Annotated in this window: 23 protein-coding genes and 2 tRNA genes; 10 read left to right on the plus strand and 15 right to left on the minus strand. The window is 45.4% G+C overall.

Annotation, left to right across the window (positions count from 1 at the left end):
• Positions 1–42: 42 nt before the first annotated feature.
• Positions 43–1,308 carry a peroxiredoxin family protein gene (locus ACSX1A_RS02170; RefSeq protein WP_439881970.1) on the minus strand — a complete coding sequence of 422 codons (1,266 nt, stop codon included), beginning with the start codon at positions 1,306–1,308 and terminating at the stop codon, positions 43–45.
• A gap of 171 nt (positions 1,309–1,479) precedes the next feature.
• Between ACSX1A_RS02170 and ACSX1A_RS02175 the strand changes: the two genes are divergently transcribed.
• Complete coding sequence (locus ACSX1A_RS02175) at positions 1,480–3,759, plus strand: aconitate hydratase (protein WP_439881971.1); 2,280 nt, start codon at positions 1,480–1,482, stop codon at positions 3,757–3,759.
• A 74-nt stretch (positions 3,760–3,833) separates the two neighbouring features.
• On the opposite strand, the gene ACSX1A_RS02180 is transcribed toward ACSX1A_RS02175, so the two are convergent.
• Entirely contained in the window at positions 3,834–7,091 is a 3,258-nt protein-coding gene (locus tag ACSX1A_RS02180; protein WP_439881972.1) for a S8 family serine peptidase, read from the minus strand.
• 245 nt (positions 7,092–7,336) lie between these two features.
• Between ACSX1A_RS02180 and paaN the strand changes: the two genes are divergently transcribed.
• Positions 7,337–9,010, plus strand: coding sequence for a phenylacetic acid degradation protein PaaN (gene paaN, locus ACSX1A_RS02185; protein ID WP_439881973.1), 1,674 nt, complete (start codon positions 7,337–7,339; stop codon positions 9,008–9,010).
• A gap of 80 nt (positions 9,011–9,090) precedes the next feature.
• Here paaN and ACSX1A_RS02190 read toward each other — a convergent pair whose 3' ends face one another.
• Positions 9,091–9,387: a hypothetical protein gene (locus tag ACSX1A_RS02190; RefSeq protein ID WP_439881974.1), complete on the minus strand. Its 297-nt coding sequence runs from the start codon at positions 9,385–9,387 to the stop codon at positions 9,091–9,093.
• 358 nt (positions 9,388–9,745) lie between these two features.
• On the opposite strand from ACSX1A_RS02190, the gene ACSX1A_RS02195 reads away from it, so the two are divergent.
• Positions 9,746–10,195 carry a response regulator gene (locus ACSX1A_RS02195; RefSeq protein ID WP_439881975.1) on the plus strand — a complete coding sequence of 150 codons (450 nt, stop codon included), beginning with the start codon at positions 9,746–9,748 and terminating at the stop codon, positions 10,193–10,195.
• Positions 10,196–10,227: 32 nt separating this feature from the next.
• Here the strand turns inward: ACSX1A_RS02195 and ACSX1A_RS02200 are convergent, their stop codons facing one another.
• From ACSX1A_RS02200 to ACSX1A_RS02220, 5 genes are read right to left on the minus strand one after another with little or no spacing between them, the layout of a single operon-like run.
• Positions 10,228–11,583, minus strand: coding sequence for an ATP-binding protein (locus tag ACSX1A_RS02200; protein WP_439881976.1), 1,356 nt, complete (start codon positions 11,581–11,583; stop codon positions 10,228–10,230).
• A 7-nt stretch (positions 11,584–11,590) separates the two neighbouring features.
• On the minus strand, positions 11,591–12,625 hold the full coding sequence (locus ACSX1A_RS02205) for a SpoIIE family protein phosphatase (RefSeq protein ID WP_439881977.1): 1,035 nt from the start codon (positions 12,623–12,625) through the stop codon (positions 11,591–11,593).
• Complete coding sequence (locus tag ACSX1A_RS02210) at positions 12,615–13,064, minus strand: anti-sigma regulatory factor (RefSeq protein WP_439881978.1); 450 nt, start codon at positions 13,062–13,064, stop codon at positions 12,615–12,617. Before ACSX1A_RS02210 ends, ACSX1A_RS02205 begins: the two co-directional genes overlap by 11 nt.
• On the minus strand, positions 13,012–13,422 hold the full coding sequence (locus ACSX1A_RS02215) for an STAS domain-containing protein (protein ID WP_439881979.1): 411 nt from the start codon (positions 13,420–13,422) through the stop codon (positions 13,012–13,014). Before ACSX1A_RS02215 ends, ACSX1A_RS02210 begins: the two co-directional genes overlap by 53 nt.
• A gap of 7 nt (positions 13,423–13,429) precedes the next feature.
• Positions 13,430–14,302, minus strand: a complete 873-nt coding sequence (locus ACSX1A_RS02220; protein ID WP_439881980.1) for an STAS domain-containing protein — start codon at positions 14,300–14,302, stop codon at positions 13,430–13,432.
• 357 nt (positions 14,303–14,659) lie between these two features.
• Between ACSX1A_RS02220 and ACSX1A_RS02225 the strand changes: the two genes are divergently transcribed.
• Positions 14,660–15,748, plus strand: a complete 1,089-nt coding sequence (locus tag ACSX1A_RS02225; RefSeq protein WP_439881981.1) for a PAS domain-containing sensor histidine kinase — start codon at positions 14,660–14,662, stop codon at positions 15,746–15,748.
• A 57-nt stretch (positions 15,749–15,805) separates the two neighbouring features.
• Here the strand turns inward: ACSX1A_RS02225 and ACSX1A_RS02230 are convergent, their stop codons facing one another.
• From ACSX1A_RS02230 to ACSX1A_RS02240, 3 genes are all read right to left on the minus strand, one after another.
• Complete coding sequence (locus tag ACSX1A_RS02230) at positions 15,806–16,468, minus strand: cation transporter (protein WP_439881982.1); 663 nt, start codon at positions 16,466–16,468, stop codon at positions 15,806–15,808.
• 69 nt (positions 16,469–16,537) lie between these two features.
• Complete coding sequence (locus ACSX1A_RS02235; RefSeq protein WP_439881983.1) at positions 16,538–18,727, minus strand: TonB-dependent receptor; 2,190 nt, start codon at positions 18,725–18,727, stop codon at positions 16,538–16,540.
• Positions 18,728–18,807: 80 nt separating this feature from the next.
• Positions 18,808–19,116 (minus strand): DUF6660 family protein, encoded by a 309-nt coding sequence (locus tag ACSX1A_RS02240; RefSeq protein ID WP_439881984.1) that lies wholly within the window; start codon positions 19,114–19,116, stop codon positions 18,808–18,810.
• Positions 19,117–19,325: 209 nt separating this feature from the next.
• Here ACSX1A_RS02240 and ACSX1A_RS02245 point away from each other — a divergent pair, with 209 nt between their 5' ends.
• Both ACSX1A_RS02245 and ACSX1A_RS02250 read left to right on the plus strand, forming a co-directional pair.
• Positions 19,326–20,102 carry a LuxR C-terminal-related transcriptional regulator gene (locus ACSX1A_RS02245; protein ID WP_439881985.1) on the plus strand — a complete coding sequence of 259 codons (777 nt, stop codon included), beginning with the start codon at positions 19,326–19,328 and terminating at the stop codon, positions 20,100–20,102.
• An 81-nt stretch (positions 20,103–20,183) separates the two neighbouring features.
• Positions 20,184–20,726, plus strand: coding sequence for a DUF4136 domain-containing protein (locus tag ACSX1A_RS02250; protein ID WP_439881986.1), 543 nt, complete (start codon positions 20,184–20,186; stop codon positions 20,724–20,726).
• A 60-nt stretch (positions 20,727–20,786) separates the two neighbouring features.
• On the opposite strand, the gene ACSX1A_RS02255 is transcribed toward ACSX1A_RS02250, so the two are convergent.
• The 3 genes from ACSX1A_RS02255 to ACSX1A_RS02265 all read right to left on the minus strand — a co-directional run bounded on the left by ACSX1A_RS02255 (position 20,787) and on the right by ACSX1A_RS02265 (position 21,642).
• A tRNA-Pro gene (locus tag ACSX1A_RS02255) sits at positions 20,787–20,860 on the minus strand.
• Positions 20,861–20,958: 98 nt separating this feature from the next.
• Positions 20,959–21,402, minus strand: coding sequence for a hypothetical protein (locus tag ACSX1A_RS02260; RefSeq protein WP_439881987.1), 444 nt, complete (start codon positions 21,400–21,402; stop codon positions 20,959–20,961).
• 166 nt (positions 21,403–21,568) lie between these two features.
• Positions 21,569–21,642 (minus strand) — tRNA-Arg (locus ACSX1A_RS02265).
• Positions 21,643–21,816: 174 nt separating this feature from the next.
• On the opposite strand from ACSX1A_RS02265, the gene ACSX1A_RS02270 reads away from it, so the two are divergent.
• Positions 21,817–22,233, plus strand: coding sequence for an organic hydroperoxide resistance protein (locus ACSX1A_RS02270; protein WP_439881988.1), 417 nt, complete (start codon positions 21,817–21,819; stop codon positions 22,231–22,233).
• Positions 22,234–22,309: 76 nt separating this feature from the next.
• On the opposite strand, the gene sucC is transcribed toward ACSX1A_RS02270, so the two are convergent.
• Positions 22,310–23,506 carry an ADP-forming succinate--CoA ligase subunit beta gene (sucC, locus tag ACSX1A_RS02275; protein ID WP_439881989.1) on the minus strand — a complete coding sequence of 399 codons (1,197 nt, stop codon included), beginning with the start codon at positions 23,504–23,506 and terminating at the stop codon, positions 22,310–22,312.
• A 179-nt stretch (positions 23,507–23,685) separates the two neighbouring features.
• Here sucC and ACSX1A_RS02280 point away from each other — a divergent pair, with 179 nt between their 5' ends.
• The 3 genes from ACSX1A_RS02280 (at position 23,686) to ACSX1A_RS02290 (ending at position 26,751) form a co-directional block, all read left to right on the plus strand.
• Positions 23,686–24,783 carry an AI-2E family transporter gene (locus tag ACSX1A_RS02280; RefSeq protein ID WP_439881990.1) on the plus strand — a complete coding sequence of 366 codons (1,098 nt, stop codon included), beginning with the start codon at positions 23,686–23,688 and terminating at the stop codon, positions 24,781–24,783.
• Between the two features lie 53 nt (positions 24,784–24,836).
• The gene (locus tag ACSX1A_RS02285; protein ID WP_439881991.1) at positions 24,837–25,985 is read left to right on the plus strand and encodes an AI-2E family transporter; all 1,149 of its coding nucleotides are present in this window, start codon (positions 24,837–24,839) and stop codon (positions 25,983–25,985) included.
• Between the two features lie 97 nt (positions 25,986–26,082).
• A complete protein-coding gene (locus ACSX1A_RS02290) occupies positions 26,083–26,751 on the plus strand; it encodes an ABC transporter ATP-binding protein (protein ID WP_439881992.1) in 669 nt (222 codons plus the stop codon).
• Positions 26,752–26,773: the final 22 nt, after the last annotated feature.

The raw sequence follows: 26,773 nt of genomic DNA on the forward strand, positions 1-26,773 counted from the left end.
TCCTGAAGAGGAGTGGCCGCTGTCGTTTTTGTTATGGATCAACTATTTCTCAGCCAGCAGCTGGTTCATTGTTTTATTGAAATCCGCTACCCACTCTTCGTAGTATTTTCCGGTACCTGGGCCTGAAAAACCGGTATGTATCTTACGTACTTTTCCGTCGCGGCCAATAATGATCGTTGTCGGGAAGGAGAGTACGTGGTTAAGGGCCGGAAGTGCTTTAGCTGCAGCCTCTTTATCTGATACGCCAGCCACTAAAAGATCGTAATCAATGTTGAAGCGCTCCTGCATTTTCTGTAGCCTGGCAGCAGCTTTTTCGAACTCAGGACTGCGTTCAAAACCCAGTCCGATTATCTCAAGGCCGCGGTTCTTATTGCTGTCATAGTATGGTGATAAAAACTTAGTCTCATCCATACAGTTAGGGCACCATGAGCCCAACAGTTGAACAATCACCACCTTGTTTTTATACTTTGGGTCTGAAAGGGAAACTTGCTTGCCCTGCAGGTTAGGGAACGTGAAGTTTAGCGTTTCATAACCTGGGTTCAGAAAGGTAAGGGAGTCGGCATTTGCCAGGGTAGCCGTAGCGTTTCGCTTTGCAGTCCAGCTTTCGTAGCCTTTCATGCCAGAGTAAAAGTCTCCGGTTAGTGTGCTGTCGTTCTCGGGCTTAGCTGTGAACAGGTAAGCATGGTTGCCATCGAAAGTAGAAAGTTTTAACTGGTTCCCTTCAACCCGACCTTCCAGGTAACGATAGTCACCGGTTTCCGTCAGAAACGTACCGGTCACGTTATCGTTCTTTTGCTCAAACACGCCGATGGCATCATAGGTGTTCCCATCTTCTTCCTTAAAAACTACTTCCCATTTGCCGTCAAAATCAAACGTAGCTGGGGCAGAAGCAGCTGCAAAACGACTGGTGTTGCCATGTTCAGCAGTAAAAGGTACTGAATATGGTTCGGCTGTATCATTTTTAACAAACCGGCCAGCCATTTTATCTCCATCTACTTTAGCGATCAGGTCTGCGTCAAAAATATGTAGCCTGATCTTTAAAGAATCACCTTCCTGCTTAATATCGTCTACCAGGATGCGCTCTTCGCCATTCACCAGGTAAAGAACAGTTTTGCCGTTCTGTTCTTCTGCTTCCATTATAAATGGAATTTCATGTCCGTCGGTACGTTGCAGCGCAACGCGCCATGTGCCTTCTTGTAGCAAAACGTTGGTTGATGTTGTAGAGGTACAGGATGTTACCATCAGAGTTAATGCCGAAGCCAAAAACAAAATCAGCCTGGCAGGGGTATTAAAAAGATATCTGTTCATAATGCAAAGTTAGGACAAAGTGCATGTAAATACTACTGCTACAGTATGCCTGTATTTTAGAATTAGGTGTACTGTATATTCATCCTGACGAATGTTGTTCAAAATACCTTATATTTCGTACATTTGTGAACTTTATAAAGAAGAGTTTAAAACACTAACAATAGCAAAACTATGGCATTTGATTTAGAAATGATCAAGGCAGTTTATGCCGGCATGGAAGAGCGCGTAACTGCTGCCCGCAATAAAGTCGGCAGACCGCTTACTCTGACAGAGAAGATATTGTATTCACACCTTTACGAAGGCGCGGCTACAGGAGCACATGAGCGTGGTCAGTCTTACGTAGATTTCGCTCCGGACAGAGTAGCCATGCAGGATGCAACAGCACAGATGGCCTTGCTTCAGTTCATGCAGGCGGGTAAGCCACAAGCGGCTGTACCGTCTACTGTTCACTGCGATCACCTGATCCAGGCACGTGTTGGCGCTGACCAGGATTTGCAGGACGCTTACGATGAGAACAAAGAGGTTTATGACTTCCTTGCTTCTGTATCAAATAAATATGGCATCGGTTTCTGGAAGCCGGGTGCTGGTATTATCCACCAGGTGGTATTAGAGAACTACGCCTTTCCGGGTGGTATGATGATTGGTACTGACTCCCACACACCAAATGCTGGTGGCTTGGGTATGGTAGCGATCGGTGTTGGTGGTGCTGATGCCGTAGACGTGATGGCAGGTATGCCTTGGGAGCTTAAATTCCCGAAGGTTATCGGGGTAAAGCTGACAGGTAAACTGAGTGGCTGGACATCACCAAAAGACGTTATCCTGAAAGTAGCTGGTATCCTGACTGTAAAAGGTGGTACAGGTGCTATCGTGGAGTATTTCGGCGAAGGTGCTGAGAATATGTCTTGTACCGGTAAAGGTACTATCTGTAACATGGGTGCTGAGATCGGTGCAACTACTTCGGTGTTTGCCTATGACAACAGCATGCGTGCTTACCTGAATTCAACTAAGCGTGAAGAGATTGTGGAGATGGCCGATGAGGTTGCTCAGCACCTGCGCGCGGATGATGAAGTATACGCTAACCCTGCGTCTTTCTACGATCAACTGATCGAGATCGACCTTTCTACACTGGAGCCACACGTTAACGGACCGTTCACTCCGGATGCCGCATGGCCAATTTCGCAGTTTGCTGCTGTAGTTAAAGAGCACAACTGGCCAGCTAAACTGGAAGTAGGTTTGATCGGGTCTTGTACAAACTCTTCTTATGAGGATATTACACGTGCCGCTTCCATTGCGAAGCAGGCCGTAGAAAAAAACCTGACAGCCCAGGCTGAGTTCACTATCACTCCCGGATCTGAAATGGTGCGTTTCACAACAGCGCGTGATGGTTTATTAGATACATTCGCAGAGATGGGTGGAGTTGTACTGGCAAATGCTTGTGGTCCGTGCATCGGACAGTGGGCGCGTCATACAGATGACCCGACTCGCAAGAATTCTATCATCACTTCTTTCAACCGTAACTTCGCGAAGCGTAACGATGGTAACCCGAACACGCACGCGTTCGTGGCATCTCCAGAGATCGTAACGGCTTTCGCTATTGCCGGTGATCTTACATTTAATCCGCTTACGGATACCCTTACAACCAGAGATGGCAAGCAAGTTAAACTTGATGAGCCAGTAGGTATTGAGTTGCCGACAAAAGGTTTCGCAGTAGAGGATGCAGGTTATATCGCTCCTGCAGAAGATGGAAGCAGCGTGGATGTAGTTGTGGACCCTAAATCTGATCGTCTTCAGTTACTGGAAGGCTTTAAGCCTTGGGAAGGCACTGACCTGAAAGGCCTTAAACTACTAATCAAAGCACAGGGTAAGTGTACTACAGACCACATCTCGATGGCTGGTCCGTGGTTGAAGTACCGTGGTCACCTGGACAACATTTCTAACAATATGTTGATCGGTGCTATCAATGCTTTCAACGGTGAGGCAAACAGTGTTTACAATGACATGACCCGTGGTTATGATACAGTACCGGCTACAGCCCGTACGTATAAGGCTGCCGGAATTGGTACTGTTGTAGTAGGTGATGAGAACTACGGTGAAGGTTCATCCCGTGAGCACGCTGCCATGGAGCCACGCCACTTAGGAGTTAGAGCGGTTATCGTGAAGTCATTCGCGCGTATCCACGAAACTAACCTGAAGAAGCAGGGTATGCTGGGACTTACTTTTGCTAATAAAGCTGATTACGACCTGATAGAGGAAACAGATACGTTTGATATCCTGGGTCTTGAGGACTTTACACCGGGCAAACCATTGAAAGTAGTGTTAACTCACTCTGATGGCAGCCAGGATAGCTTCATGGTAAACCATACATATAACGAAGGACAGATCGCATGGTTTAAAGCAGGTTCTGCTCTTAACCTGATCCGTTTACAGCAGAAGCAGGCGGCAAACGCTTAAGCTGCTGATCAGATAAAATATAAAAAGGCCTCTCCGAAAGGAGAGGCCTTTTATTTTGACCATTTTTTGAGTGGCTATGGCTTTACGACTACAATCCGTTTAATAAAACTTGCGCCATCGTAAGTAATATGGGCAAGGTAAACACCAGCTGACAAAGCAGAGAGATCTGCAACAGTTTCCCCAGCTGTTTGCCTGAAACCAGGGGTGATGATGCTCCTGCCCGTTACGTCAGTGATGGTAAGCTGTAATTGTTCCGGAAATTTACCTAAACCTTCATAGCGTATGTAAAGCTGCCCTGTAGTTGGGTTAGGATAGAGCTTTAGCTGCTTATTCTCCGCTTCAGAAATTCCTGTGGGTGTTGCTGCCTGTACAACCACTGTTTTAGTTACAGAGATTTCAGAGCAGTCAAACCTATCCGTCATGGTGAGCCTGATCGGGTAGCTGCCCGGCTGGTCAAACGTATGTGTTAAGTTTTTGTCGGTAAACGGAGTAACACCGCCATAATCCCAACGCCAGTTTTTACCATTCAGGCTCTTGTTAATAAAAGTTACCGCTTGATTTACGTGTACCTCCACGGGCTGATACTCAAAGTCAGCTATGGGTTCCAGAGGCAATGAAAAGGTGGCAGATGCTACAGCGCTTTCGAAAACAGAATCGATTCCGGTAGCATAGATGGTAGTATCTTTTAAAAAGTTTTGCAGTGTATAGGCTGCACCTGTGGCCAGCAACTGTGCTTTATCGGGGTCAGCATAAAAATTGAATTTAGTGCCTCCTTCAGGAGCCCAAGTCAGGTTTGTAGCCGCGCATGCCGTGTCAGTTACAGCTACAGGTGTTTGACTCGTCCTGAAACTGATATACTTCTGCTGTGCCACCTCTGCATTTGCCTTTAAAGCCGGCAGGTTGTCGGCAACCAATAAAGCAAATGCTACCACTTTTGTTTCGCCGGGCTTAAGACCCGCTATTGCTGCACCAACCACATGCGATACATTGTTGCCATTTGTGAGACCGGCTTTTTTACGTGAAACACCTCCTGATAAAGTCTTGAATTTTTCAGCAGAAGTAAAATCGTCCTCGATTGTCAAGTTATCATCCGTTGCACCCATATTATCTATGGCATAATAGGTTGGGGCATCCTTTGTAAGCAACTTGAGCCCGGCATACGGAAAAGTCTTGGAAACATGGTACACATAGCCAAGCTTTGTTTCATCATCCCAGTTGGCAGCATTCATGTAATACTCCCCAATATCCCAGTCGGCGAACAAACCAGCGTAAAGTTTATCAAAAGCAGCGCTTGTAGTGTTTTTAATATGATATTCCAGGATGATGAAATTCTGATTTGCCGCATCCTCCCAGGCATAGGATATCTGTTTTACCTGCACACCTACGTTAGGCTCGTTGGGTGTATTGTGGTTGTCATGCATCACAGTTCGAATTTCCTGTGTGGCAAGAGGCGTATTCAGATGACGGCTAGCTATGCTAACAGGGATAAAGTCGCCATCATTTTCCCACATTTTTGATCGTAGATTGTCAGAAACCTCTGTGGCGGATTTGGCAATCAGTAAGCCGCCTTCAAATAGCATGGGGTTCCCATTTTTATACTTGATGCCTTCGCCCTGGTTAAAATTAAACCCGTTATAGCCGATATTGCCCTTGCTGTTAATAGTTACCTCCAGGTTGTTCGCATCCAAGGCTACAAAGTCGGGATTCACCATCACCGTAAAATATTGGAAATCTTCGTAGGTGCCATCCTTGAAAGAGATACGAAAAGGGATGTTGGTGTTAGCCGGCGTATTTTTTGCTACAGTAAAAGTAAATGGTATTCCAGTGTTAGTAACGGAAGCCATTGTGCCCAAACTGCCTGCCATCAGCTTATCCTGTGTTATGGTAACATAAGGAGACGTGGACGTTAGGGTTATCTGCAGGTTAGAGACCGGTTCGAGAAAGTTGGTAAAGCTGGCGTTGATTGAGGCGCTGGTACCTGCAGGAGGAAGGTGCTTTTCGAGCAACTTAAATGAACTGCAGCGAACAGATTTGACCTGCTGTTGTTTCAGCGCTTTCTTGAGATTTACCCTTCCGGTGCCCAACATCTCGAAATAGGGTGTGTTGCCGGAAATAGTATAAATATTATCTGTTGTCCTGCGAAGGCGCTCCATTACCTGCCGGGCATTCAGATCCGGGTATTTTGACCTGACCAGGGCAGCACAGGCAGATACAATGGGTGCAGAAAAGGAGGTGCCGTTAGCTGCCCCGTAACCAGCGTCACCAGATGGCGAAGCCGTATAAATTCCGCGCCCCGGGGCAGCAAGGTCGATGTTATAGCTATAGGTGTAGGACGAATATTTAACGTCCTGCGGATCAGTCCCTGCTATTGACAGAACATTGTCGTATGAGGCAGGGTAAATATCCAGATAACCCGGTGAGTTTCCGCCTGAAGCAACAATTACAGCATTTTTTTCAAGGACAGCATAGTTAATTATATCCTGTTCGTATTCTGAGTAACCTTCACCGCCCCAGGATAAGTTTATGACGCTACACCCTTTGTTAGCAGCATATACAATGGCCTCGTAACCGCCAAAACCCCCGCTTGTAGTAGAAGAGAAAACCTTTAGAGGCATGAACTTAATGTTATACCCAACACCAGCCATGCCTACGCCGTTATTGGCAGCTGCAGCAGCTGCCCCAGCAACACTTGTTCCGTGTCCGCCAAATAACACATTATCGACTACGTTGTTGTCCCAGTCACCAAAGTCCCAGCCGTTGTAATTGTCAACATAACCGTCTCCGTCGTTGTCTAAGCCATCAATAGGATCGTTATAATTTCGTTTTACTTTACGTGCCAGGTCCTGGTGGGAGAGCCGGAAGCCTGTATCCAGTACGCCAATCACCACATTTGTATCTCCTTTCTCTACAGACCAACCTTCATAGGCGTTTATAAGCTTCAGATAATACTGGGTGGTTTTTGTTGAATCAGCAGCAGGGTCGTTTGGCTGGCTTAAAGGTACTCGCTCGTATAATGGCTCCACATAGGCTACCTGACCTGTGGCTAATAATAAGCTTTTAACTTTTTGAAAGGAGACGCTGGGGGAATACGTTAACTCATAGATCCGGCTCAGTTCCGGGGTACTGGTGGTCCGGACATTAACAGGGTTGGTTATTTCCGGAAATTTTTTCTTAACACCCTTGGCTCCGATGTTTAATAAAGCCTTTTGCAAAGGCTCACCGGAAGTGCGTAGATTCTCTGCCTGAGGCTTGAGTTTGTAGACTACGGTGTATGGTTTTGTTGTTGTGCCTATACCTGCTGTATGCTGTGCGTACGTAAAGGGAATGCTCAATAAAAACACAAAAAAACAGGAAAGGAATTGCCTCAGCATCATTCTGACTATAAACATTTTATCAAGGGCTCGTAGTGTGTTTTAAATAAACAGGATGATGGAGGTGCGTGTTGGCAAGCGTAAAACCTCGATTCTCAAAGTTATAATGAAAATCAATACTACCTCCCTAAAAATTTAGTTTTTTTACGTAACTTTCCAGAACAAAGTCGAAAAATATAGGAAAATAATTATATAAAACAGGAACTATGAAACTAGACTTGCTGAACAAGCATCAAGACGCTATAAATACAGCTGTTAAAGCTTTGCACGAGAGAACATTTTACGCGCATTACCCTGAAAACCCTTCCCCGGAAGTGTATGGCGAAAACGCCGACAAAGAAGGCCGTGAAAAGTATAAATCGCATTTAAATAGTAAGTTCAGCGAACTACTGCAAAATGACCCTGAACAGTGGGTAGGGCAGGAGGAGTCTCCTTACGAGCAGCAGCCGTTAAATGTAAAGTATCCGTTTTTCTCACCGGAAACGTTGGTGAACAGAGCCGAAGAGGCGTTTCATCAGTGGCGTAAAGTACGGCCAGCTGACCGTGCAGCTATTCTTGTAGAGTCGTTAGAGCGGGTTAGGGAGCGCTTCTTTGAAATTGCTTACGCCACCATGCATACTACAGGCCAGGCTTACATGATGTCTTTCCAGGCATCGGGGCCACATGCCGCTGACAGAGCCCTGGAGGCTATTGCCGCTGGCTTTGAAGAGCAGACTCGCTTCCCGGAGTCAACCGAATGGGAGAAACCGATGGGCAAGTATAACCTGAAATTAAATAAGACCTGGAAAGCGGTACCAAAAGGAGTAGCCCTTGTAATTGGCTGTTCTACTTTCCCTACCTGGAATACAGTGCCCGGCATGTATGCCAGCCTTGTGACAGGTAACCCGGTTATTGTAAAGCCGCACCCAAAGGCAGTGCTTCCTATCGCAATTTTTGTGGCAGAGGTACAGCAGGTGCTGCGCGATAATGGCCTGAATCCGAACATTTGCCAACTGGCAGTTGATGCGGATGATTATCTGATCACCAAAGACCTGGCAGAGCATCCAAAGGTGAAACTGATTGATTATACTGGCGGCACTGAGTTTGGCAACTATGTTGAGAACCTGAAAGGAAAGACCGTATTCACAGAGAAAACAGGCGTAAATTCTATCATTCTTGATTCTGTTGATGACCTTGATAAGGTGGCGCAAAACCTTGCTTTTTCAGTTACCTTATATTCTGGCCAGATGTGTACGGCTCCGCAAAATTTCTTTGTCCCTGAAAAAGGTATCAAAGTAGGCGGCGAACAAGTACCGTTCGAGGATGTGGTACAGAAGATCACAGAGGCTGTTTCAGGGCTTGTGAACAACCCAAAGGCGGGGCCACACATTCTGGGTGCCATTCAGAACCCGGCTACAGCCGAACGTGTTAAAAGCGCCGCCACTGTAAATGGCAAAGAAGTATTGAGCACCTGTGATTTCAGCAACCCGATGTTTGCCAATGCCCGCACCTGCACCCCTGTTATTTATGAGGTAGATGCCACGGAGAAAGAAAGCTATAGCCGGGAGCTGTTCGGGCCAATCGTGCTGATTATTAAAACAAAAGATACAGATCAGTCTATTGCACTGGCTAAAGAGATGGCCATGGAGTACGGCGCAATTTCTTGCGGTGCTTATACTACTGATCCTGACGTGAAGGAGAAGATCATGGACGAAATGAGCCTGGCAGGTACGCCAGTGTCTTTCAACCTGACGGGCGGGATATATGTGAACCAGAATGCAAGCTTCTCAGATTTCCATGTAACTGGTGGCAATCCGGCTGGCAATGCATCATTCACAAACCCGGAATTTGTGATAAAGCGTTTTACCTGGGTAGGCTTCAGAGAGCCGGTTCTTGGGTAATATGTGCTGATAGTATAAAAAAAGCCCGGTGTGCTACTGCACACCGGGCTTTTTTTATGAAAAGGAATGTCGGCTGACATTTATAGAATAATGTTATCTGCATCGTTGTGCAGGTTATTTATATTGCTGTTCAGGTCCTGCCACTTCTGCTGCGATTCGTCAGTATCGTTTATTTTACCCGCAATCAGTTCACGTTTCTTTTCCAGAGCAGCGATGTGCTCGTGGTAGGTGTTGTTTGAGTCAGATGTAGTTGCATTCACCCGCCCGCGCAGGGTCTTTATTTTATGGTCTAATTCTTCAAGGCTCTTTTGTACTTCTTCTCTGGTAAGGTGATCCGGAGCTTTCATGTGTTCGGGTTTTAAGTTATAAGTATCCATGATTCTTTCTTTAGGGCATACCTGTACCTCTCTGGCACGTTATTACTTTAAATACAGGTAAAGTTGAAAAAAAGATATAGGCTTGACTTTCGGTCTCGGGCCCTATTATACCTACATGTCTGTTTACGGCAATTGCCCTGCCTTCATAACACCAGACATCCCTTACAGGTAGCAGGATTTTCTGTTTAAACACCAGCGATACGTTGGTTACAGGTTTTTTAGAAAAAAGTAAGTGTATAATGTTGACAATTAATAGGTTATATTAATTTAAGGCGAATTTTGATTTGTAGGTTACAAAAAGCGATATTTGCATATATTAAACAAGTATAGCCTGTAGTATAAATATAGCGTTGTACTTTTGGAGATCGGAGCAAAAATGGATAATTACAATCAGTCGCTGGACCTGGTTATGCTTGTGGATGACGACACCACTACCAACTATTTAAATGAGCGCCTCTTAAAGGAAGTGAATGTCGCAAAGGAGATAATAGTACTGAAGAATGGGAAAGAAGCTTTTGATTACCTGAAAGCTGCAGCAGTAGGTACCGAAGGGTTTAAATCACCTAACCTGATCTTTCTGGATATTAAAATGCCAGTGATGGATGGATTTTCCTTTTTAGAAGAATACCAGTCTGAAGGGCTAGATGCAACTGACCAGGTTATTATACTGATGCTTACATCCTCTGCAAGTTTCTATGACCTTGAAAGGCTAAGAAGTTTTAAAAAAGTAAAAAAACATTTTTCTAAGGCGCTCACCAAGCATGACGTTCGCGATATAATGGCTGAGTATTTTGCCTCAAAAAAATAAGCTTATCCAGGAGGGCAGAATATAGCCCTCCTTTACTCCCCGTTTTCCCTCACCAGGTCGTCTGTTGGCCAGGTAAACAGGAACTTGCTCCCTCTGTCTTCTGACTCTACCCAAACGTTTCCCTGCTTTTCCGTTACGATCTTCTTCACAATAGAGAGGCCAAGGCCGGTGCTGCCAAACATTTCATTGTTGATGCCCCGCTCAAACATATCGAAAATATGCGCCTGGTATTTTTCCCCGATTCCAGGACCATTGTCTTCTACTGAAAAAAGGAGTCGGTCAGGGTGCTTTTCATACCGGATTTTAATGATCGCTTTTTCCGGTGCATCATGGTACTTTACAGCATTACCGATAAGGTTGCTTAGCACCTGCTGCATGTAGATCTCCTGCGTGTACAGGTTGGGTAGGTCTGACTGTACTTCTATCGTAAACGTTGCCGGTATTTTTAAGGAGCTAATCACCTGCTGAAGCAATACAGGCATCTCCACAAACCTACGCTGAATATTATGGTGGCCAGCTAAGGAATAAGCTAATATCCCTGTTATCAGCCTGTCCATTTTATCCGTCTGCTCACGCAGCATAGGTAGTAGTATTTCTGTATCTGACAGCTGGTTTTTTTCAATACTGGATTCCAGTGCCGCGGTTAAGCCGTCGATGTTCTGAAGCGGAGAACGCAGGTCATGCGACACTGTATGCGCAAATGCGTCGAGGTTATCGTTGATCTTCTGCAGGAGTCGGTTTTTGTTATCCCGTTCTTCCAGTAGTTTACTGATCTCGGAATTAGACTGTTGAAGCTTCATGTTCAACCTTCTGATCTCCTGTAACTGCTGCTCGGCCTCCAGGTTTCTGATGCGCAACTGCTCCAGAAGCTGGATCAGCTGCATGTTCTGTTTCTTGAGCTCGGCATAAGGCGATATATCCGATTCCTGCTCAAATTCTAAAGTCCACTGGTCTAATACTGCTTTGGTAACAAGGGCTGCTTTAGCAGGCACCTTTCGGCGCAACGTTACTTTTGTTCCTTTCTCAGATTCCGTTTCGATGTGAAACTGATCAACCAGTTTTTTTGAGTTGATAATGCCTGTGCCACGACTGTTACCAAACGGGCTGTTCTGGTTAAGGAGTAGATCAAGATTGCCAATACCGCGGCCTCTGTCACTGATCACGGCTTCTAAATAATTGACGCCAGCCTCTTCCACAAAATTAAACTGGATGCTGCCATCGCCCACATACTCTATCACATTACGGCAAATCTCAGAGACAGCTGTAGCAAACTTTGTTTGATTGGCAAGGGCAATTCCTAACCTTTCAGACAGCTGCATAGCCCTCTTGTAAGCCAGCACTATGTCCAGTTCATTGCTAATGTCAATTTTTAGTATGTTACGAAGCATGCGCTAGCTATAATTTTGCTTTACACACCACCACTAAAGTGTCGTCGGTGTGGCGGCAATGTTCTAAGTAAAGTACGGCTGCAATTATAGTCGGGTGGTGGCGCAGTAAATTCGGGTATTTAGAAAGATCCCAACGCGACTTGAGGCCGTCTGAATGCAGCACAATCGTTTTATTGCGTACCCAGTCCAACTGCTGATTGTTAAGTGTGGTGGGTATGTTGTGGCCAAGTATACCGTTGTAGGAGATAATATTTTTGTACTGCATTCCGGGTATGGCTGACTCAGTTGCGTATAACTTGCCGCTGATGTTTCCTACGCCGCAATACGCTATGGTGCCATTGCTTATAGTAGCCGTAAATCCTACGGCACCCCGTGTTCGCTTGATGCTGTTATGGATAGCACGCAGCCTGTTGGCCGGATCAAGCGGAAGATGCTCCCGGAATGCCTTAATCGCCTGGTTGGAAGCATCATTTGCATTTAACCCATGGCCAAGGCCGTCCAAAACCATAATATCAGTACGGTTGTTGTTTGTGCTGATATCAAAACCATCGCCGCAAACTGTTTCCTTGGGCTTCGGAACCATCACGTAGCCGATCTCCAGTCGGGGTGGTGGCGGTATGATTTTAGATGCAGGCTTACTCTTTGTAACATGTACAAGTGCTACTGTACCAAAGCCTGGAAAAGAGTAAAGGTCGAAAAGGGAAGACTGCCTTTTAATAGCTCCTAAGCCTTCGCCGGAAGATCCGAAGGTAGATACTCCGTCCTCCTGCATACGCAAAGGGTCACTCATGCCAGGGCCTTTGTCCAGGCTCAGAATTTCGAGGGTATGCACAGGCAGCCCGATGGGCCTTAGAAGCAACTCACCTCCTTGCGGAGAAAACTTTACAAGGTTAGTGACCAGCTCAGAAACAGCAATATTTATTTTACCAACTTCTGTTTCAGTAAAACCCCATCCTTCAGCCAGCTTCGTAATATCGCGCTTGGTTATACTTATAAAGCTTCTGTCAGGTATGATAAAACGCAGGTGGTGATTAGCGTCCATGTTTCCAGTGTATTATTGTAACGGTAGTGCCGGAACCGAAGGTGCTTTTCAGATCAAACTCATTCACCAGACGCTTGGCGCCAGGCAGTCCCAGTCCAAGGCTTTTGCCTGTGGTAAATCCGTCCTGCATCGCCTGATTTATATCTGCGATACCAGGGCCTTCGTCTATAAACGAGAGCCTTACCCCAGTCTGGGCATTCCTGCTAATGATCTCCAGTATCACCTTCCCACCATTGGCATACTTCAGCATGTTACGGACCAGTTCGCTGGCAGCCGTGATCAGTTTTGTCTGGTTTACCAGGCTCATCCCGATCTTCACGGCAAATTCCCGCACTCTGTTTCTGAAAGGCACTACATCTTGTTCACGCACGATCTGCATCGTGTCTTTACTCAGTACGATCATCGGGCTCTTCCTCTTCGTCTTCTGATGACCTGCCATGCAAAACAATCATGCTTTGCAGCAGCTCCATGCCTCTTTCTACATTAAGTGCTGTATGCACTCCCTGTAAGGTAAGGCCTAATTCGACCAAGGTAATAGCCACAGCTGGCTGCATGCCAACTACTACGGTTTCGGCATCCATGATGCGCGACATAGACGCAATGTTGCCCAGAATGCGACCCATAAATGAGTCTACTATACTTACAGCTGATATATCGATAAGCACACCTCTTGCCTCGGTTTTGCTTACCATAGAAATCAAATCGTTTTCAAGATTGAGGGCCAGCCTGTCATAAAGATCTATCTGTATGGTGACAAGTAGGTAAGGCCCCATCTTTAAAATAGGAATTCTTTCCATCTCAAAATTATCGGGCCAGGCCAGGGCTAGCGGTTCTATTTATTTTTCTTACTTCTACGTTTCTCATGCTAAAGGCCAGTTGTAAAGCACTTGCAAGACTTGCTTTTGTTTTGATATTAGACAAGTCTATACCAAGGTGCACGATCGTTTGGGCGATCTCTGCGCGAATACCACTGATGATACACTCAGCACCCATCAGGCGTGTGGCACTTACAGTTTTAATCAAATGCTGTGCTACCAGGGAGTCAACAGCAGGCACACCGGAAATATCAAGTATAGCTATGGTGCTGCCGGTGTTAACAATCTCCTGCAGGAGGTTCTCCATCACAATTTGTGTACGGGCACTGTCCAGCGTACCAATAATTGGTAGGGCAAGTATGCCATCCCACACCCGGATAACAGGAGTGGATATTTCATTTATCTCATCCGTCTGGCGAATTATTACCTCTTCGCGTCCTTTAATAAAAGTTTCAAACGTAATGATGCTTAGCTGGTCGAGCAGGTTATTGATTGTGGTGATCTCTTTATAAAGAACTTCCGGACTGTCGCTGTACTCTTTTTCCAGTACAGTTTGGATAGCCTTTTTTAAGCTCAAAACAAACATGGCTGTTTCGCGCGGGCTAAAACCCTGGCGGGCACGTGTAATAGAAACATCGCTCAGGATCTCTGTGATCTGATCGAATTCAGAGGCATAAATATTATCTGTGTTACCAGACTTAATTGCACGCCCCAGGGAATCCAATAATTCTTCAGACTGCTTTAAAAGCTCGTCGTTTGTCATTAGGTCATCACGTAATGCATTATCCGTTAATTGGTTCTGCATCCAGATTTCCAGTATTTTCTTTTTTTGCTTTTGCAAGAGATCAGGTATAATGTCCATGTTGTCAGGAATGAACGGGTTAGATATTGATTAATGTGGTGAATTTTGTTTTGGGCCAGGTGCCAAAGTGTGCTTAGACCTTCTAAAGGTACAGAAATAAACTCATAAGAGCTGACAAATTGCATTAAACAAGACTGACTACATAAGACAAAGGCTGTACGAATATCTGACAGGAAAGATTTAAGAGGCAGGATTCAGGGATTGTCTTGGGGATTCAGGAATTTGAGAATTGATCGCTTGTGGCTGTATGGTATAGCTTAGCTAATAAGTTGCCAATAAACAACCTGCAATAACACATTAGAGCGTATAAAGGTGTGAAGTTAGTAGGACCATTTAAATCTTTAAAAAGGAGCCCATATGAATGAAGAAAAAGCTTCCGAGATTTTTAAAGAGTACATTAACGACTCAAACAAAGTAGCGTTTACTTTTGAAGTTGATACACGGACCATAGATTTTTTAAGTAATGGTTTTGAACATGTATGGAAACTTCCGAAGGAACGCCTGTTAAATAACCCCGCTTCAATTTTAGATACCATCCATTCAGAAGATAAGGACTACCTGGTAAAAGAGTACAGCGATGTGCTGGCTGGTAAAGAGGGGGATAACATCGAGTTCAGGATAGTACAAGAAGATGGTTCTGTTAAATGGTTGTTATCACATGTGAGGCTGTTTATTGATAAGCAAGGAAAACGCTCTTTAACAGGGGTAGTGGATGATATCACAACACTGAAAGATAATATCAGCATTCTTCAAAAATTCGCAGCTAAAAAGAACGCCATTCTGGAGGTGCTCTCCCATGACCTTGCTGGGCCGCTCGCTAACATTAAAAATCTTTCAGGGCAGCTCACCAAGCACCTCCACGATTATAAGAGCGAGGACATAGCCAATATTTTGCAAATTATCTATGAGAGTAGCGCCAGGAGCGTGAGGCTGATCAGAGACTTTGTTGACCAGGAGTTTATGGAGTCTACCAATCCCGGCTTGATCAAAATAAGGATGAACCTGGTCGAGAAGCTAAAGGAAATTGTGGAAGAGTATATGGAAGCGGAGAGGATTATTGGTAAAACCTTTAAATTCCTGACCTCCAGCGACCATATTTATGTTTACATAGACCAGGGTAAGTTTATGCAGGTAGTGAATAATCTTATTTCCAATGCCATAAAGTTTACCCCTGATGGGGGCACCATCACTATAAAGTTAACAGAACACAAGGATTCTGTAACTCTTGTTATCAAAGACAATGGTATAGGAATACCTGTTGAACACCATGACGCGCTTTTTGATAAGTTTACCAAGGCGCGGCGCGAAGGCCTGAAGGGTGAACCTACCATTGGGCTTGGTATGTCAATCATTAAAACAATAGTAGAGTGGCATGGAGGTGAGATAAGCTTTGAATCGAAGGTGAACCAAGGCACTACTTTTTACATTGAGCTTCCTAAAAAATAACCCTACAAATGAAAGCCTGCCGGTTTGCCGGCAGGCTTTCATTTGTAGGGTAGTTCATCAACAGCTGCAGTTACTGCTACATAATGCGTCACTGTTCGCTTTTTCAAAACACTCGCGTCCTTCCCTGAAAGCAAAGTAAGCAATGCCGAGCGTGCCGATGCTGTCAATGTAGGCAAGTCCGGTTAATTCGTAGATGCCACTAGCTATCAGAAGTATAACAGACATGTAAATACAAACCCTTGTGCAGCCGGCATCAGCCAGAATTGCATCCGAGTGTAGTTTTTTGCCAACGTGCACTTTGCCATAGACCAACGCCCACATCACAGCTATTGAAATTACCGAAATAACGACACCCCAAAATGTTGTTTCAGGTTTATGGCCTGTCCAGATATTAAAAATGCTGGTAAAGGTCAGGCCTGCGACTAAGGTATAAAAGGCGAAGCCCGTAATTTTTAGGGCCGTTCGCTCAAAGGAGTCCCGGGTACTGTTGTCGTTTTTCTGAATGCGTAAGACCATGTGTGCGATCCCAATGCCGGAGATAACCTCTATAAAACTGTCGGCACCAAAACCAAACAGCGACAGGCTCTCATCTTCATACCCCAGGTAAGTGGAAACAAGGCCTTCTATGGTATTGTAAGCGATGGTAAACAGGGCAAGCCAAAAAGCTACTTTATAAAGCTGTACTTTATTCTCTGAATCTAAAATAGAAGTCGTTTTCATGGTACCGTAACAAATTTTGGAAAGAAAAAGTCTACTGCCGCTGTAGAAATACGCGCACTGCTCACAGGATCAAAACAGATCCAACTTTATGCCGCCGTTTATAACTCTGCCGTCCACAGGTGCATAGATCTCATTAAACACAGGATCTGTGATGTTGCCACTGTAAATGCTGTCGAACTTGCTTTGCCTGGTGTCAAAGATGTTCTCGAAATTGAGGAACAGGGAAAACTTAGGAAACATTTTCTCAATCATCACACCGTTTATCCAGTAGTCGCGGCCCTTACTGCCATCTGATAACCTTTGCGGACTGAAGTAGTATGCTTCCAATCCAACCCGGAAATTATCTTCCTTCTCAAGCATCAGGACGTTGTTAACTCTATGCTTTGGAGTTAAAGGCATACCCGTTACCTTACCATTATAATGTTGCCGGGCATCGGTATAGGTATACCCAAGCAACAGTTTCACCCATTCATACCCAAACTTTATGTTTGTTTCAACACCTTTGGTATCTATATAACCGCTGGCATTCCGGAACTCATACAAGTTGTCGGGGCGCAGGGAAAGTATGAGTGGGTTGTTCAGGTAAGTATAGAAAAACATGTGGTTGATGCTGAAGCTGATCTTTTCACCGATCAGGGTATTAAAGTTGATGTCAGCGTTACCACCGATAGAAGTTTCAGCAGCTGCCTGGCTGGTATTGAGGGGGAGTATGTTTCGGAAGGTAACATTCTCTGCTTCCTGGGTGAAAATTGTAGGGGTCTTGTAGCCCATGCCGCCTCCAACACGCGAGGTCAGGTTGTCTGTGATCCTGAAGAGGGCAGATAGCCTGGGTAGCAGGAAAAGCCCTTTAGATTTATTGGCAGGTGCAGGAGTTACCAGGTCGGTACGGAGGCCTGTTTCCAGCACAAACCAATCCACAGGTGTGAACGTGTTTTGGGCAAAAATGCCAGCTGTGGTGTTCTCGTAGTCTCTTGCCCCTACGGCACCTGCATTTTGCTCCCGAAACTTATCTGTCCACAGGTTTGCACCGAGCACCCATTCGTGCTTGTCCCGGTTTAAGCTGTAGGCCGCTTCACTAAAGCTGGAAAACTGCCCTCCCTCAAAAGCATAACCAGGCACAGCAATGTCTCTGTCATAAAAGCTGAAGCTGTTTTTTACAGAGAGTATAGCCGCATCAGAGAGCCTGTGCTCGATGTTGAACTGTGTGGAGAGGCGCCTGGTGTTGTTCAGTTCAAAATAGTAGTTGCTCTCTTTTTCACCATCTATGTAGCGCAGATCTCCCCCCAGGCGTTCCTCCTGCGATGCGTTGACGCCCAGAGACAGATGGGTGCTTTCGGTTGGGTAAAAGTATAGTTTTGGATTAACAGTATAGCGTTCAAATTCAGGGATCGCAGATAAACCGATGTCGGCCGGGTCATACGCTTTGTTGGTGTTGCGAGAGGCAAAAAGTGTGACACCGAATTTTCCGAACTTCTTTCCGTAGAAACTGCTAAGATCCAGGCCTCCTGCGCTGGTGGCATTTGCCATGAAACTAAGTTCTCCTTCTTCGGTGGGTTTCTTAGTGATCAGGTTAACTAATCCTGCAATTGCACCCCCTCCGTACAGCGTGGATGAGCTTCCTTTTATTACCTCCACCTGGTACAGGTTCAGGGGAGGAATCTGCATGATACTCAGGCCACTCGAAAAACCAGAGTAGAGCGGAAACCCATCCTGTAGGATCTGTGTGTAGCGTCCGTCAAGGCCCTGGATACGAATGTTTGCGTTGGCGCTGATGGCAGAGGTCTGCTGCGTCTGGATGCCTGTACTCTCACTCAGCAGCATCCTGATATCGCCGGGTTTCATGTTACCCTTTTCACCTAATTCTTCCAGGGTGATGGCTTCCATGCGTGTTGGGATGTCTTCGATAGTTCGGCTGCTGCGCATGGTAGAAATTACGACTTCTTCCAATTCCTCGCCGCTGCGCTCCAGCAAGATAATGAGAGGAGTGGTTTGGGCTAACGGAAAGGTAAGTGTTTCCTGCCTGTCCTGGTAACCCACATAGCTGAACCTGATCACCTGCTGTCCGTCCGGAATTCCTTTCAGCTCAAGCGCACCGCTGGCATTAGCGCTTGCCCCTATGGTGGTTCCCTTAACCGATGCTGTTGCGCCGATAAGCGGCATCCGGTTTTCACTGTCTTTGATGATAAGGCTTAAGGTATTCTGGCTAAATGCCCATGTATTGCACAGTATGAGGAGCAATACCAAAAAGTATTTCTTCATTTTAATTATATAAGGCTGAATAAAAATTGCTTACAGTGCTTTAATAAAGCGCCTGAAGCGTGATAAAAGCACAGGGGTGTTCAGCCCATTCTCGGGGGTTGCCAGATAGAATGATGGAAACTGGAAATGAAAGCAGCGGGATAGTGCTTATAGAATGATGGTGTAGTTATCTGAAATGGAACCGCAACAGTAGCCTGGACCTCCCAGGTAAAGCCTGTACAGGCAGCGCAACTGTAAAAAGGGGAGCAAACTTTGCCTTCAGAAGGGTGGCTGTCCGGAGCAGCGTGTTCTACTATTGCTTTTTCGCTATCACAATTGCCACCCGGGCAACAAGGCAGTACAGAGAGAATAGTTATCAGCAAAGCCAATATGGTAGTCAGCAACTTCACGGTGCAAATATACGAATCCTTTACCTGTTTTGGAAAAGCTGATGAAGTATGGCTGCAAGCTTTATACTTTCAACACTATTGCAGGCAATCAAACGCCTTGGCCACGCAGGAAGAGATAAATTGGATATATATGTAAAAATATATTAAATTTATTCAGATGTTCTACACCTGGAGCAATACAACCGGCCTCCCCATTCAATCCAACCTGTATGAGAAAGGAAGATCTTTATGAATACCACCAAAAGAACTGGTATAATGCTGCGGGCATTGATTACGATGCTATAAAGCCTCATATAAATGATTTTAAAAGGGTAGATGAACTGGTACCTCCTGGCCCCAGGTTTTACCTGCTGATTAACCTCCATACTTATAAGTATGAATATGTTGGAAGAGGCCAGCAGTTGTTAACCGGCTATAGTAATGAAGAAGTAAGAGAGCAGGGGATAAAATTTCAGATGGATCATATTCATCCGGAGGACGGGGAGTATATATTAAAGCACAGCTACGGGAAGTTTACGGAGCTTCTGATGTCATTCCCGGTTGAGGAAAGACGTGATCTGCTGTTGCAGAATAATTATCGGTTCAGGCATAAAAACGGGAAGATGCTGCACCTGATAGAGCAGGTGTGGGTCTTAAAGCTGGATGATCAGGGGGGAGGACTGCTAATGTTAGCACATGTGTACCAGTTGCCCATGATGAACCCCTTTAAAATAAATGTGCTGATCAAGAGACTGCTTCCGAATCAAACGTATGAGACACTTTATAGCAACACATACCCCGAGGGAGGGCAGGATGTACAACTAAGTGACCGGGAGAAGCAGGTTGTAAGTTTGTTAACAGAGGGACACGGAAGTAAAGAGATTGCAGAGAAGCTTTTTATCAGTGCGAACACAGTGAAGACACACCGGAAAAATATCCTGAACAAACTGGAAATGAATTCTACAAATGAACTGATAGCCTTTGCCATTACCAATGGCCTGGTATAGTGCAGGGTAAATCATTTGCTGCACAAAGTAACATCTCTGGCGTATATAGCACCTGACATCGGTACTAAAATTTAGAAGATCATGAAGAAAAGCTTCAATGTCCTATACCTTTTTCTGCTGGTATTGCTTTGCGCCGCTTGCTCGCCAGTAATACATACCAGTTCGGAGTCTGTTGACAACTTCAAACTGTCAGATTACAAGACCTTTGCTTTTTATGAGACAGATGCATCACGAACCGGTATAGGCTACAGCACGCAGCTAAATTATATAGAGAATGAAATTGCCCGGCAACTGGAACAGCGCGGGTTATCACGAACCTCTACTGATCCGGACCTGTTGGTGAACCTGGGAATAGTAGTGAAAGACACCACTCAGACCAGGGAGACAAATATCCTTACAGATCCACCATTTTACATTGGCCAGCGGCGCTATACCTGGAAAAGTCATGAAGTGGTAGTCAGGCGTTACAAAGAGGGTACTATTTCAGTTGACCTGGTTGCTAATGATAAAAACGAACTGGTATGGCAGGGCGTGGCGGAAGGTGCCATGGAGGAGAAAACAGAAAAGGTACAGGAGCAGATAAGAAAAGGAATGGAGAAACTTTTCAGCGAGCTGGATAAGTAGCGCATGTTTTAAAGTCAGCACTATTGGCACATTAACCAAAAGCGCTGACTCATTTTACAGTCGGAGTGGCGGGATTCGAACCCACGACCTCCAGCACCCCATGCTGGCGCGATACCAGGCTACGCTACACCCCGATTCAGAAGCAAATATAGGCTCTATACGGGAAAAATATTTAGCCGATATAGTGTTTTTAGCAATCTTAAGCAGCTATTTTGATGATAAACCTGTTCTGCTATGATTCTGGAGATTGCTCTGCAATTGCGTCTTGGGATGCCTCTAACCATTCGATCGCTTCAGGTCTACTTGAAAAGCTCTTTAGCAGGAATGGGAGCGTTTGTACGTCTTTGATATGTTTAATATTTTCTTGAGCTGTTGTTTCGACTGTTGTACTCGGAGACTGTAACCTGGCTACTTTTTGTACCCTGGTTTTCATGATGCCTGCGGCCAGGTAAGTTGATATCTCCCTGCTTTCCTCAGCACTAACAGAGATATGGGTTAAAGTTGAATCAAGCAGTATCTTCTTGATATCATAATTCCGAATGATATCAACCATGATATTTATGCTGTGTTTTATTTCAGGAAGCAGGTAGTCATGCAGGTCCGGATACTGTATTTGCAGAATATCGGTAGCAGGATTGTAATCTAGTTTTATAATGCTGTTCTCAAACAGGATCATTTGTAAAAGGGGTTGGATGAATTATTAATGATACGAAATAACTACTATTTCAGATGGGAATCCAGTTTGCCTATGCTTTTCCGTTGTCATACCTGTAGTTGCATAGCCTGCAATAAAGCCCTGGAAAAGAAAAAGCCTTACTTGTTGTAAGGCTTTCTGCTGTTTGTGCACCCGAGAGGATTCGAACCCCTAACCCTCGGAGCCGAAATCCGATATTCTATCCAATTGAACTACGGGTGCAATGGTATGCAAAATTAGAAAGTATGGGCACAAAAGGAAACTTTGTCTCTGAAAAATATTGCTTTATTATTTACAAGCATACGATTTTACATCGTAAAGGCTTCGACCTCAAAACATTCCTTAACAATTTGTAGTTATAATTATTCAACATCGCAACACCATAAAGTAATAAAAATGGAAAAACTGTACACGGCAGAGGTAACTGCCACAGGAGGCCGGCGCGGCCATATAACATCATCAGATGGTGTTATTGATATGCCCCTGTCTTTGCCAGAAGGCTTGGGAGGAGAAAAAGGAAAGTCGAACCCGGAGCAGTTATTCGCAGCAGGGTATGCCGCCTGTTTTCAAAGTGCGCTGTTAGTGGTGGCCGGTAAACACCATGAAAGGCTTGATCCGGCGTCTACTGTAACTGCGCACGTCGACCTGAACAAGAACAGTGATGGTGCCTACGGCCTGAGTGTGAAGCTAGCGGTAGACCTGAAAGGTATGGACAAAGAGAAGGCAAAGCAGTATGTAGATGAGGCTCACACGATTTGTCCTTACTCTATAGGTGTGCAAGGTAATATAGATGTGGAGTTAGAGATAGTATAAGGGCTAGCCCGATTCCTATAAAACAGAAAAGGCTGCCAATATTGGCAGCCTTTTCTGTTTTATAGGAATCTTGATTCTAAGCTTCAGCTAAAACCTGCTTTACTTTCTCAGCAGCTTCCTTCAGAACTACAGCCGAGTATACTTTCAGGCCAGACTCATCAATGATCTTTGCACCTTCTTCAGCGTTAGTACCTTGCAGACGAACAATGATCGGAACTTTGATGTCACCGATGTTCTTGTAAGCCTCTACCACGCCGTTAGCAACTCTGTCGCAACGCACGATACCACCAAATATATTGATCAGGATCGCTTTTACGTTCGGGTCTTTCAGGATGATACGGAAACCAGCTTCAACTGTCTGAGCGTTTGCCCCACCCCCTACATCAAGGAAGTTAGCAGGCTCACCGCCAGAAAGCTTGATGATATCCATTGTAGCCATTGCCAGGCCAGCACCATTTACCATACAGCCAACGTTACCGTCCAGCTTCACATAGTTCAGGTTATGCTCACCAGCTTCAACCTCCAAAGGATCTTCTTCAGTAATGTCGCGGAGGGCAGCCAGATCCTTGTGACGGAACAGAGCGTTGTCATCCAGGTCCACTTTCGCATCAACAGCAAGTATCTTGTTGTCTGAAGTCTTCAACACCGGGTTGATCTCAAACATAGAAGAATCTGTGTCAACGTAAGCTTTGTAAAGGTTCGTAACAAACTTTACCATCTCCTTAAAAGCCTCACCTTCTAAACCGAAAGCGAAAGCGATCTTGCGAGCCTGGAAAGCCTGAAGACCAACAGCAGGGTCGATCCACTCTTTAATGATCTTCTCTGGAGACTTCTCAGCAACCTCTTCGATGTCCATACCACCTTCAGTAGATGCCATGATCACGTTTCTTCCTTTTGCACGGTCTAAAAGTATGCTCAGGTAGAACTCTTTAGGCTCAGAGTCGCCAGGGTAGTAAACGTCCTGTGCAACAAGAACCTTCTGAACCAGTTTACCCTCAGGGCCTGTCTGGTGCGTAACCAGTGTCATGCCCAGTATCTGGTCAGCTATTTCTTTAACCTGCTCCAGGTTTTTCGCCAGCTTAACGCCACCGCCTTTACCACGGCCGCCTGCATGGATCTGTGCTTTGATCACATGCCAGCCAGTACCTGTTTCCTCAGTAAGTTTTTTTGCAGCTTCAACTGCCTGCTCTGGCGTTTCAGCTACGATACCCTCCTGGATACGTACGCCATAGCGCTTTAAAATGTCTTTAGCCTGATATTCGTGTATGTTCATGCTTTCAGTTTTAATGGACGCACGAAAGTACGCCTTTATCGCCTTAAATTCAAGTAAAGCATTTTTAAAATATTGCTGTCCCGGAGTTGATATGTCTGCAGTTGCAACGGGTAAGTCTTAAATTCAGTAAGCAGGAATATAATTCTGTTTGATTCTAATGTATAAGCTTCGAAATTATAATGCTTGATGTATACACCTATTCTAAAAGGGTGGCTATTACTGCTGCTATTGTGCTGCTGGTCGGGTCCGCTTTTTATCTTCTAGGCAAGCATGCTTACTTTTTCCTGTTGGTTTTTGCTGGTATACTCATGGCTGTTATGTTCTGCGGTATTACCGACTGGTTTGTAGCCAACTTAAAACTAAAACGGGGTATTGCCCTGCTGCTGGCAGTCGTGCTGTTTTTCGGAATAATTGTGGGGATCATCTGGCTGATAGCTCCTACCATTGGGGCACAGGTGCAGGAGATGAAGCAGACTATTCCCAAGGTATTTAGTAGCATAGAAGAGCGCTTGAGTCAGTATGGTTGGGGGCAAAAAATACTGGATAAGGTGCCGGACAACCTGAGCGGGGTGCTGCCGAAGCAACAAACACTGTTCACGCGTATTTCAGGGGTGTTCTCTACCACCCTGAGTGTGCTGGCCGACGTGCTGATCGTGATCGTAACGGCATTGTTCTTTGCCGCTAGTCCCAAACTTTATACTTTAGGTGTTACCAGATTATTTCCGGTACGCCACCGCACGCACATACTGGAAGTACTCGGCAAGTGCTATGGCACGCTGAAAAAGTGGCTGATAGCGATGCTGATAGATATGTCAGTCACAGGCATTGTTGCTGCTATAGGGTTTAAGTTGATCGGGCTGCCTTTGGCTTTTGCCGTCGCCCTTGTGGCGTTCTTTGGGGAGTTTATTCAAAATGTGGGGCCTGCGCTGGCCGGTGCGGTTGCCGTACTGATCGGTCTGACACAAGGAGTACAGTTAGCACTTTACGCCTTGCTTCTGTATTGCGCCATCCAGTTCTTCCAAAGCTACCTGATCACACCGCTCGTTTACCAGCAGACGATTCACATACCTCCAGCGCTGCTGCTGTTTTTCCAGGTGCTACTGGGCATCTTCCAGGGAGCCATAGGTTTGATCTTAGCGGCACCTCTGCTGGCTACCCTCATGGTGCTGGTAAATGAACTTTATGTGAAGGACTTGCTGGAGAAAGAACCTTTACATGCCTCTGAAGAAAGTGTAGAGGCAGACATATTAAACAGGCACAATTCACACGTTGAATGATAAGAAAAAGGTGAATAGAACTGCCCATAACCGCTTTAAACTAAAAAAATACGATGAACATCTATAGATATGCTAAAAGGACTGCTGTGGCAGGTCTTGTTTTACTCCTGTTAGTTACAAGCTTCTATTTACTTGGCTGGCACATGTATTTCTTCCTGTTGGTCTTCGCAGCTATACTGTTTGCTGTACTTTTCAGTGCGATTGCCAATTGGTTTGTTGATAAAATACACCTTAACTACGGATTGAGTTTATTTCTGGCGGTTATACTATTCTTTGGCGTGATAATAGGTGCTTTCTGGCTGATTGCACCTACTGTTTCAGATCAGTTTAGCCAGATGAAAAGTGCCATACCACAGGCTTCACAGCAGGTGCAGGACTGGCTGAGCCAGTATAGCTGGGGGAGTACCCTGCTTAATAAAGTCCCGGATGATCTGTCAGCTTCTCAGGTAATGTCCGGTAAGGGTATACCATTCTTATCTGGCGAGGGAACTTTGTTTTCAAGAGTAACGGGTTTTGTGTCATCCTCATTGAGTTTCCTGATTGATTTTCTGATCGTGTTAGTAACAGGAATTTTCTTCGCGGCCACACCAAAACTATACACGCATGGTATTGCCAGTTTGTTTCCTGTTAGGAACCAGGATCGCGTGCTGGAAGTGTTGGATACGCTTTATGATACGCTGAAAAGATGGCTGGTGGCGGTGCTTATATCTATGACGATTGTAGGTGTAACGACAGCTATTGCTTTTAAAATAATTGGCATACCGATGACCTACGCATTGGCTATCCTGGCATTCTTCGGAGAGTTTATCCCTAACATTGGTCCATGGCTTGCCGGCATACCTGCTGTGCTGATCGGTCTCACAATAAGTTCGCAAACAGCACTCATTGTAGCAGCTGTTTACTTTGGCATTCAACTTCTTGAAAGCTTTGTCATAACGCCACTCGTCCTGAAAAAGGCCGTTGAGTTGCCACCGGCACTGCTACTTTTCTTCCAGGTACTGATCGGTATTCTGGCAGGTGCTTTGGGTATACTTCTGGCAGCTCCACTGTTAGCCGTGATCATGGTATTAATCCGCGAACTATGGATAAAGGACATCATAAAAGCGAAGCCATTAAATGCTGGGGAGGAAAACAGTGGTGAAGAAGAAGACACGCTTGTTCGAAAGCGACTTGTCAGGAAGCGTACCATTAGGGAGAGTTAATCTACGTTTTCTTATACTCTGGTATAGAAGTATAAGGTATGTTTTGTAGCTTTGGCAGGTTAAAATCATTATAAATCTATTTTATATCTTTTTTGCTGTGCTGCAGGTATCTAACATCTATAAAAAATACGGCGCACTGGAAGTACTAAAAGGCATTGATATGTCTATTGCAGCCGGTGAGATTGTTTCTATTGTTGGAGCCTCAGGAGCTGGTAAAAGCACGCTGCTACACATACTGGGTACCCTTGATACTGCCGATTCCGGTGAAGTTGTGTTTGAAGGGCGCAATATTGCCAAACTGAATACTGCCGATATGGCGAGGTTCCGTAACAGGCATATCGGTTTTATTTTTCAGTTCCATAACCTGCTGCCTGAGTTTACCGCCCTTGAGAATGCCTGCCTACCGGGCTTCCTGGCCGGGCGGTCCGAAAAAGAAGTAAAGGCAAAGGCAGAACAACTGCTGGATATGCTTGGCCTCTCCGGCCGCTTACACCACAAACCTTCAGAACTGTCCGGAGGTGAACAACAACGCACCGCAGTGGCAAGGGCCCTGATAAACTCGCCGCAGATCATTTTTGCCGATGAGCCCAGCGGTAACCTGGACTCCAAAAATGCACAGGAACTCCACGACATCTTCTTCCGCCTCCGCAGCGAATTTAACCAGACCTTCGTGATCGTTACGCATAATGAACAGCTAGCCGATATGGCAGACCGTACCTTGGTTATGAAGGATGGTATGATCGTGCAGGAGTCCCCAATTATTTAGGTTTTCTAGTTGCAATAGGGTT

The sequence above is a fragment of the Pontibacter sp. MBLB2868 genome (genome assembly GCF_051904785.1).
In the GTDB taxonomy this organism is placed as follows: Bacteria; Bacteroidota; Bacteroidia; order Cytophagales; family Hymenobacteraceae; genus Pontibacter.